This is a genomic window from Aquiflexum sp., from assembly GCF_977115555.1.
In genome coordinates this window covers 1-1,540 of record NZ_CDSBKL010000634.1, presented here as the reverse complement: position 1 = coordinate 1,540, position 1,540 = coordinate 1, and the positions used below count along the sequence as shown (strand labels likewise).

The 1,540-nt window shown below is 43.2% G+C and carries 2 protein-coding genes; one reads left to right on the top strand and one right to left on the bottom strand.

Translation table 11 applies throughout. From position 1 onward, the window contains the following. Window positions 1-846, bottom strand: an 846-nt coding sequence (locus ACZFYI_RS20300; protein WP_462525938.1) for an endonuclease/exonuclease/phosphatase family protein, incomplete at its 3' end; no start/stop codon positions are given. An 82-nt stretch (window positions 847-928) separates the two neighbouring features. Here ACZFYI_RS20300 and ACZFYI_RS20295 point away from each other — a divergent pair. Continuing rightward, the coding region (locus tag ACZFYI_RS20295) for an AbgT family transporter (protein ID WP_462525937.1) at window positions 929-1,540 on the top strand (612 nt) is incomplete at its 3' end.

Genomic DNA, 1,540 nt, shown 5'->3' with positions numbered 1-1,540 from the left:
GCCTCCCTGTACATATTTCAAGTTGATGTTGTTTTCAAACCAGGCGATTTGGTCGTAAAACGTGTTGGTTTTTTTAAAAACTGTCCTGTCTTGTTCCTGAAGGTCATTTGGAATAAAAAGTCCGGTAGAGAGAAATGCATCGAAGGTAGGATCTCCCTTTCTCATGAGGTTAAAATCCCCCAAAGTCAGCAGACTATGGTTCCATGAGGCCATGTCTTTTGACCAATCCAAGATCCAGTCTGCTATCGCTTGGATCTCGCCAACCCGATCCTGTGATTTTGAGCCAAACAGGACATGGAGTGTCAATAATACAAAGGTGCTTTTACCTGCCTTGAAACTTACTCCATATGGAGTTCTGGCAAATTGCCGTTTCAGTGCATCCGATTGGATTTCTTTATTTTTCTCCAAAACTTCATCAGGAATGACGATCTCACAGGCAAGTCCGGACAATTTGACTTTGCGGGTATCAAATATGAAAGCCAATCTTTCATTGTTTCCTTTGGAACCTGCGGTCACATCAGTCATCAGAAAACTCCAATCAGACCCAAGGAGGTGCATGGTTTCTCTCAATCCTTTGAAATTTCCCCTTACTTCCTGTACAGCAATAATGTCAAACCTTTTGATGATCTCCACAATGCAAAGTAGTGCATGGGCATCCCTTTTGGGGCTGTCATTTTCACCTGATTCCCATTTCATGGTGAGGTCTCCAAACATCCGGATGTTCCATGTGCAAATCAGGACGTTCTTGTCCAATTTTTTTGCAGGTATGGTCATATCCAAAAAGCTTCTGAAATCTTCAAGTTCTTTTAGGATTTCTTTGGGAGGGGAAAATAGGTCGATTGACATCTTAAAGTGGAGAAAGAGTGGGAGGTATGATATGAAAATTGCAAAAGCTTATTATTTTTATCAAAACCCAATTTAAGCGATTATGAGCAATATTGAGAGCAAACCCAAATCCTTTTTGGACAGATTTTTGGATTTTATAGAAAAAGCAGGAAACAAACTGCCGGATCCGGCTATCCTGTTTTTGGTATTGATGCTTTTTACCTGGGTACTGTCGGCATTGCTTTCACCGATTGACTTTGGTGCAGTAGACCCGAGAAATGGGGGAGAACTCCGCATTCAGAACCTACTGACGGGAACTCAGTTTGCAGCTTTTTTTGCCAATATGACCGGCGTGTTTATCAACTTTCCGCCTTTGGGGGTTGTTTTGCTGGCTATGCTTGGAGTAGGAGTGGCAGAACATTCCGGATTTATCAATGCAGGTTTGAAATTTTTATTGGGAGTGACGCCTAAATCGCTGCTTACTCCAATTTTGGTTTTGGTTGCTATTGTCAGCCATACCGCTGCGGATGCAGGGTATGTTTTGGTGATTCCTCTGGGGGGTGTGATTTTCTATGCAGCCGGAAGACATCCCCTTGCAGGCATAGCAGCGGCCTTTGCGGGTGTTTCGGGAGGATTCAGTGCCAATTTCATTCCATCTAGCATTGATCCGCTAATCCAAAGTTTTACCCAATCCGCAGCTCAAATCATCGATCCG